This window comes from Rhodoplanes roseus, from assembly GCF_003258865.1.
Lineage (GTDB): Bacteria > Pseudomonadota > Alphaproteobacteria > Rhizobiales > Xanthobacteraceae > Rhodoplanes > Rhodoplanes roseus.
In genome coordinates this window covers 1-7,587 of sequence record NZ_NPEX01000275.1, presented here as the reverse complement: position 1 = coordinate 7,587, position 7,587 = coordinate 1, and the positions used below count along the sequence as shown (strand labels likewise).

Genomic DNA, 7,587 nt, shown 5'->3' with positions numbered 1-7,587 from the left:
GATCTGGCTGCGTCGGCCGGCGGCAGCGAGGCGGTGGCGATCGGCGGCGGGGCGAGCGCGGCCGGCAACGGCGCGACCGCGGTCGGCGCGTCGAGCACCGCCTCGGGCACCAACAGCGCCGCCTTCGGGTCGTCGGCGACGGCATCGGGGGCCAGCGCCACCGCGCTCGGCGCCTCGGCGACCGCCTCCGGCACCGCCTCGTTCGCGGCCGGCAGCAGCGCCACCGCGAGCGGCGACAACGCCGTGGCGATCGGCTCGAATGCGCTCGCCTCGGCGGCCGGGGCGCTGGCCATCGGCCTCGGTGCGTCCTCGACCGGCGTCAACGCCATCGCGATCGGCACGGGCGCCAGCGCCACCGGCTCGGTCGCGGTCGGCACCGGTGCGTCGGCCGCCAACGGCGGCGCCGCCTTCGGCGACTACGCGGTCGCGACCGGCTCGGGCAGCACCGCGGTCGGCCCGAGCGCCTCGACGACGGTGACCAACGGCACGGCGGTCGGCAACGGCGCCGTGGTGACGGCGGCGAACAGCGTGGCGCTCGGCGCCGGCTCGGTGGCGAGCGAGAGCAACACCGTGTCGGTGGGCGCGAGCGGCAGCGAGCGCCGGATCACCAACGTGGCGGCGGGCGTCAACGCCACCGACGCCGTCAATGTCGGCCAGCTCGAGGCCGCGACCGCCGATTTCAGCTCGACCATCGCGGGCCTGCAGACCCAGATCGGCGGCCTTCAGAGCCAGATCACCGACAACCAGCGCGAGGCCCGCCGCGGCATCGCCGGGGCGGCAGCGCTCGCCGTGGCGATGACCCCCTCGGCGCCCGGCCGGACGACCATGTCGCTCAACACCAGCCACTTCCACGGGGAGACCGCGCTCGGCGTCGCGCTGGCGCACCGCCTGACCACGACGGTGCCGCTGATCGTGCACGGCAGCTACGCCAATGCGGGCGGCGCCGAGCACATCGCCCGCGGCGGCGTCGCGGTCGAGTTCTGAGTCGCGACGCTGGGCCGGGCGCCCGCGGTCCCGATCGGAAGACAGTGACGGGCGTATCATCCTACTGATTGCGATCTAAACCCGCCCATTCGGGGGATGGCATTGTTTCGCGCGGTTGCAGCGGCGCAACACACTACCTACGCAAATCGGGCTAATGTTTCTCGTGGAAACAGATCGGGCTCGGCCTGAAGGTGAGGTCCGTCCGACTCGAGCGCGGGGGCGACGATGCGGGGTGTGCGTGGGCGACGGGCGGCGCTGCTGGCGGGTTGCGCGGCCTTGTGGAGCTTGCCCGGCATGCTCCTCCCGGCGGCCCCTGCGCTGGCCCAGGCGGTGTGCGCCGGCGGCGGCGGGACGGCCGTGGCACCGGGCGACGTCGCCTGCGGCACCCAATCGACGGCCGACGGAACCAGCGGCGGCGCCAACGGGGCCACCGCATACGGCTTCGGCGCCTACGCACTGGGAGGCGACACCGTGTCGGTCGGCGCCTATTCGGGCAGCGCGACCGCCGCGGCCGGGGTCGTCAGCATCGGCGCCGCTGCGAACGGCACCATCTCGCCGGCTGGCATCTACAGCACGGCGATCGGCTCGGGCGTGTTGAGCGCCCTCAGCGGTCCGTTATCGAAGGGCGACTACAGCATCGCCATCGGCGGTGGCGACGGCACCGCGGCGATGGGCGCCCGCTCCACCGGCGAGCGCAGCATCGCCATCGGTGCCGGCGCGTTCGCGAACGGCACGGGCGGTACGGCCATCGGTCCGTCCAGCACGGCCCTCGGCGACAACGCCACGGCTCTCGGTGCCGACAACGCCGCGACGGGAACCGGCGCCACGGCCCTCGGCAGCGACAACCGCGCGACCGGCACCAACGCCACCGCGGTCGGCAGCGGCAATACGGTGACGGGTCCGGGCACCGGCGCCTTCGGTCTCGACAACGCCGTGGACGGGACGTCGAGCTACGCGATCGGACGCGCCAATACGCTCAACGGCACGCGCAGCGGCATCTACGGGGCCGGCAACACGATCAACGCCGGCAATGTCGGGACCTGGGGCGGCGACATCCAGGTGGTCGGCAGCAACAACACCGTGGCGAGCACGGCCAACGCGTCCGGCTCGTCGATCCTCGGCGTCGGCAACACCGTGAACGCCGTCTCGTCGGTGGCCGTCGGCAACAACTCGACCGTCACGGGCGCCAACGCCGTGTCGCTCGGCAACGGCAACCTGGTCAGCGGCACGCGGGCGGTCGCGGTCGGCACGTCGACCGACGCCTATGGCGACGACGCCGCGGCGGTCGGCTCCAACGCCACGGCGAGCGGCCGCATCTCGAGCGCCTTCGGCGCCTTCGCCCAGGCCGGCGGCACCTTCGGCAACGAAGGCACCACGGCGCTCGGCACCGGCGCCCAGGCCGGCACCGCGGCGGCCGGCCAGAATTATGCGACCGCGGTCGGCGCCAACGCGCAGGCGCAGGGCTTGAACGCGGTCGCGATCGGCGGCAACGCGGCGACCGGCGCCGGCGGGGCCGCCTATGCGGCCGGGATCAGTGCGATCGCGATCGGTGACGGCAGCCAGGCGACCGCCACCAACGCCATCGCCCAGGGCGCCCGTGCACAGGCGACCGGGATCTACACCCTGGCCTTGGGAGCCGGCGCGCAGGCGACCGCCAGCAGCGCCATGGCGCTCGGCACCAACGCGCGCGCGACGGAGAACAACGCCATCGCGCAGGGCAACGGGGCGTCGGCGACCGGCGAAGGCGCCATCGCCATCGGCGCGGGGGCCACCGCGACCGGCTCGGTGGCGATCGGCGTCGCGGCCTCGGCCGCCAACGGCGGCGCCGCCTACGGCGACTACGCGACGGCGACGGCGTCCGGCAGCACGGCGATCGGGGCCGCCGCCTCCGCGACGGTGGCCAACAGCACTGCGATCGGCAACGGCGCGACCGTCACGGCGGCGAACAGCGTGGCGCTCGGCGCCGGCTCGGTGGCGAGCGCCGCCAACACGGTGTCGGTCGGCTCCGTCGGCAACGAGCGCCGTGTCACCAACGTGGCGAGCGGCGTCAACACCACCGATGCCGTCAATGTCGGCCAGCTTCAGGCCGCGACCGCCGGCTTCAGTTCCAGCATCGCGGGCCTGCAGAGCCAGATCGGCGGCCTGCAGAGCCAGATCACCGACAATCAGCGCGAGGCCCGCCGCGGCGTCGCCGCCGCGGTGGCGACCGCCAGCCCGTCGATGCCGTCAGCAGCCGGCAAGACCACCTGGCAGGTGCGCGGCTCGACCTTCAACGGCGAGTTCGGGGTCGGCTTCGGCATGGCGCATCGGCTGACGACGTCGACGCCGCTCGCCGTCGTCGCCGGCTACGGGAACGGCGGCGGCCGCGACCACACCGGTTACGTCGGCCTGGGGGGCGAGTTCTGAGATCGAGGTTCACAACGACCGAAACGCTGCAGCGCCCCGGCGTCCGGCCCGCTGTCGAGATGGTGCGTCGCTGTCGCTGCGCCCGTCGTCGCGCGGTCTGACAGCCCCTGCCCGATCTCGGTCCCCAACGTGCCCTGAACGCCTCGGGGCGGGCCGGCGCAGACACGTGTTGCGGCCCGGCACCACGGATTTCTCGATGTTTCGGAGTGTAACGCCCCGTTAACCATAGCTCCGCACAGTCGCTGCTAAACCTAAGGTTTTATCCCGCCCGGATTAATCGACCACCCCCGGGCAGGCGTGCCGCGCCGCGAGGCGCTCGTGGTGGTGCGGCGCCACGGTTCCACCGTGACCGCGACACGATGAGGTTCGGCTGGTGCCGCCAGCCGCGAGGGGAAGCGACCATGAGGATTCACCGTGACTGTCTGCGCGCGGCTCTCCTGGCGAGCGCCAGCGGGATTTGTGCGATCGGCGGACTTGTCGGATCCGCGAACCCGGCCGTGGCCCAGGCGGTCTGCGACGTCAGACTGAGCGGCGGCGCCGCCGGCCCGAACGGGGCCGTGGCGACCGGGCTGGGCGCCACGGCGTGCGGCGCGGTCGCCGACGCGACCGGCGTCGCGACGACGGCACTCGGCTCCAACGCGACCGCCACGGGCGCGTCCGCGACGGCCGTCGGCGCTGCGGCCGGCCAGAACAACGGCACCACCAACGGCATCACCTCGGTCGGTGCCTTGGCCAATTCGGGCGGGGGCGCCGGCGCGTACAGCACGGCGATCGGAGCGACGCCGTTCAGCTCGCCGTTCACCGCCGTCACCAGCGGCGGCGACTACAGCATCGCCATCGGCGGCGGCGACAATGTCGGCGCCGGTCCGGCCGTCACCAGCGGCACCGGCGCCATCGCGATCGGCAGCAGCAGCGCGGCGAGCGGGACCTCGGCCGTATCCCTCGGCTTCGGCTCCGGAGCCGGCTTCGCCGGCCTCAACAGCGGCGTGACGGCGATCGGCGCCGGGGCCCGCGCCGGCACGACCAATCTCGGCCAGAGCAATGCCACCGCGGTCGGCAGCGGCGCGCAAGCGAATGCCAGCAACGCCTCGGCCTTCGGCCAGGGCAGCACCGCGTCGGGGGGCGGGTCGACGGCGGTCGGCACCGGCAGCACCGCGTCGGGCGGCAACAGCGTCGCGCTGGGCGCCGGCAGCACGGCGTCCAGCCTCGCGACCACTGCGGTGGGGTTCGGAGCAGCCGCCTCGGCCTTCGGCGGCACCGCGACCGGCAGCGGCGGCCAGGCCGCCGGCCAGAACAGCAGCGCCTACGGGTTCAACGCGCTCGCCGGCTACGACATCAGCGGCAGCAACGCCTTCACCAACGACAACACCACGGCGCTCGGCCAAGGCGCCCAGGCGGGCACGACGGCAGCCGGCCAGACCGATGCGACGGCGGTCGGCCGCAACGCCCGCGCCAATGCGACCTCGGCCACCGCGCTCGGGGCCAATGCCCAGGCGAATGCCACCAGCTCGATCGCGATCGGCGGCAGCAGCGCCGGCGGGGCCGGCGGCGCGGCCTTCGTCAGCGCCAGCGCCACCAACGGCATCGCCATCGGCAACCAGACCAGCGTCAACGCCGGCAGCAGCAACAGCCTCGCGATCGGCTTCTCCAACAGTGTGACCGGGACCAACAGCGGCGCCATCGGCACCGGCCAATCGGTCAACGGCAACGGCAGCTTCGCGATCGGCGATCCGAACACGGTCAACGGCAACGCCGCGTTCGTGTACGGCAACGACAACACCGTCAACGGCGGCAACGTGGCCGGCTGGGGCGACGGCGTTCAGGTGGTCGGCTCGAGCAACGTCGTCGGCGCGACGACGAGCTCGGCCGGCGCTTCGGTCCTCGGCTCCACCAACACCGTGAACGGCCTCGCCGCCATCGCGGTCGGAAACGGCTCGACCGTCACGGGCGCCAACGCGGTCTCGCTCGGCAACGGCACCACGGTGACGGGCGCGGGCGCGATCGCGATCGGCGCGACCGCGACGTCGACCGCCACCAACAGCGTCTCGTTCGGGACCGGTGCCTCGGCCACGGCGGCGAACAGCGTCGCTCTCGGTGCCGGCTCTGTCGCGACCGTGGCCAACACCGTGTCGGTCGGCAGCGCCGGCAGCGAGCGGCGCATCACCAATGTGGCCGCGGGCGTCAATGCCACCGACGCCGTCAACGTGAGTCAGCTCTCCAGCATCACGACCGGCATCCAGTCGCAGATCAGCGGCCTGCAGCGCGACACCGACCGCCTGAAGGACGGCGTCGCGCTCGCCATGGCGGCGGGCGGCGTGCCGTCCGTCCCGCACGGACGCCGGGTCGGGGTGTTCGGCAACGTGGCGTCCTACGAGGGACGCGGCGCCGCGGGCTTCGGCGTCGCCGGGATCCTGCACGAGGAGCGGACCTATCAGGTCCAGGCCAACGGCTCGATCGGCGTCGGCTTCGAGACCGGCGCGGTCGGCGCTCGCGGCGGCGTCGCGCTGTTCTGGTGACGGCTCCGGCGGCGACGGCGACGCGCCCGCGTCGACCTCGCCACCGCGGCCTGATCAGCTCGCCAGCTCGGCCGCCCCGACCTCGACCGAAGCCCGTTCGGCCGCGCGCGAAACATAGACCAGGATGGTCGCCAGCAGACTCTCGAAGCCGTCGCGCAGGCGCGGCAACATCGTGATGCGGTCCTGCTCCGGACCGCGCAGCACCAGCCCGTCCCGCTCGGCGTCACGCAGCAATGTCAGGACATGCTTGCGCGACACCGCGAAGCGGGTGGCGAGTGCGTTGATCGACAGCCGCACCGGCGCGACGGGGGGAAACGGCCCCTCCTCCGGCCCTTCGAGCGCCAGCGCGAACAGGATCGGCAGCCCGGCATTGCGATCCACGAACAGACACAGATCCGGCGCGTGGTCGAGCAGACGGAAGCCGGCGACGTAAGGGCCGCCGAGCTCGCGCACGAAGGCCCGCACGAAAGCCGGATCGTCCAGCACGGCACGATGCCGCCGCGCCGACGGGTCGATCTTCTCGAGCGCTCCGACATGGGCGAGCCAGCGCGCGTGCTGGAGCGCGAACAGCTTCTCGGTCGGCGCCAGCAGACGACGCCGGCGGTCGGCGTGCGGGACCGCCTCGAAGTAGCCGGCGGCGCGCAGGAGGGCGAGCATCGCCTCGCAGCGACCGCGGCTGCACAGATCGAGCGCGACGCACAGATCCTTCAGCGCGCCGACCGTGAGACCCGGCCCGTCGCCGTCGCGGCCGCCGACGTGAAGGTACAGCGCGACCAGCATGAAGATCGCGCGGGCCCGATCGTTCATCAGCACGTTCAGAAGACTGTTGCCGTAGAACAACGTCACGATCGCGCGTGCATGCAGACGCATCGCCGCGGCAAAGCCCGGGCGCCTCCGCATCTCGGCGATATCGGCGAGCGAAACCTCGGACACCATTCGTGCTTTCATCGTTCCGTCGTGCAAAAGGCATTCGCGCCGGCCGGGAAGCGAGGAAAACCCACCCAAATTTCCACAGTTGCCGCGCGACCGTCGATCGAAAAAGTAGTTCCCCGGATCGTCACGCGTAAAGAGGGAACGAGCGATGGAGCGGAAGCGCCGAAGCAGCACGGGCGGCCCGATCGGCCGGCGAGCGTTCGCCCGGCACGCCGGATGCTACATCCCCGCCGCGATCCTCGTGATGGCGAGCCTGCCCTCGCTCGCGCAGGCGCAGTTCCTGTGCGCCAGCACGGTGAGCGGCGGCGCCGACGGCGCCACCGCCGGCACGTCCGGCGTGGCGTGCGGACCCTCGGCGAGCGCGGGCGGCACCGGCAGCATCGCGGTCGGCCTGAACGCCAGCGCGCCGCGCACCTACAGCGTCGCGACTGGAGCGAACACGCAGGCGAACGGGACGAACTCGATCGCCATCGGCGGCAACGCGGCGAGCGGCGCCGGCAATGCCGCCTTCGTCGATTACGGCGCCGCCAATGCGATCGCCATCGGCAACCGGTCGCGGGTCGGCGACGAGGGCTTCAACGGCGTGGCGCTCGGCAATGCCGCGAGCGTCACCGGCGCGTTCGGAGTCGCGGTGGGCAGCGGCAGCAACGCCAAGGCGAGCGGCACCGCGATGGGGGCGAGCGCGACCGCGAGCGGGGACTCCAGCTCCGCCTTCGGGGCCAGCGCCGTCGCATCCGGGCACGGGTCG

General features: G+C 73.1%; 4 protein-coding genes and 2 pseudogenes. 5 read left to right on the top strand and 1 reads right to left on the bottom strand.

Annotated elements, in window-relative coordinates; genetic code table 11:
* Positions 1-33: 33 nt before the first annotated feature.
* The 4 genes and pseudogenes from CH341_RS36520 to CH341_RS25570 form a co-directional block, all read left to right on the top strand.
* Positions 34-228 (top strand): annotated as a pseudogene (locus tag CH341_RS36520) (P-type conjugative transfer protein TrbL); the annotation flags it as partial.
* A 15-nt stretch (positions 229-243) separates the two neighbouring features.
* Positions 244-984, top strand: a complete 741-nt coding sequence (locus CH341_RS25580; protein ID WP_245431247.1) for a YadA family autotransporter adhesin — start codon at positions 244-246, stop codon at positions 982-984.
* 294 nt (positions 985-1,278) lie between these two features.
* A complete protein-coding gene (locus CH341_RS25575) occupies positions 1,279-3,390 on the top strand; it encodes a YadA family autotransporter adhesin (protein ID WP_170149804.1) in 2,112 nt (703 codons plus the stop codon).
* A gap of 401 nt (positions 3,391-3,791) precedes the next feature.
* Positions 3,792-5,906 carry a YadA family autotransporter adhesin gene (locus CH341_RS25570; protein WP_170149803.1) on the top strand — a complete coding sequence of 705 codons (2,115 nt, stop codon included), beginning with the start codon at positions 3,792-3,794 and terminating at the stop codon, positions 5,904-5,906.
* A gap of 54 nt (positions 5,907-5,960) precedes the next feature.
* Here CH341_RS25570 and CH341_RS25565 read toward each other — a convergent pair whose 3' ends face one another.
* Complete coding sequence (locus CH341_RS25565) at positions 5,961-6,854, bottom strand: hypothetical protein (RefSeq protein WP_245431246.1); 894 nt, start codon at positions 6,852-6,854, stop codon at positions 5,961-5,963.
* Positions 6,855-6,987: 133 nt separating this feature from the next.
* Here CH341_RS25565 and CH341_RS25560 point away from each other — a divergent pair.
* Positions 6,988-7,587 (top strand): annotated as a pseudogene (locus CH341_RS25560) (hypothetical protein); the annotation flags it as partial.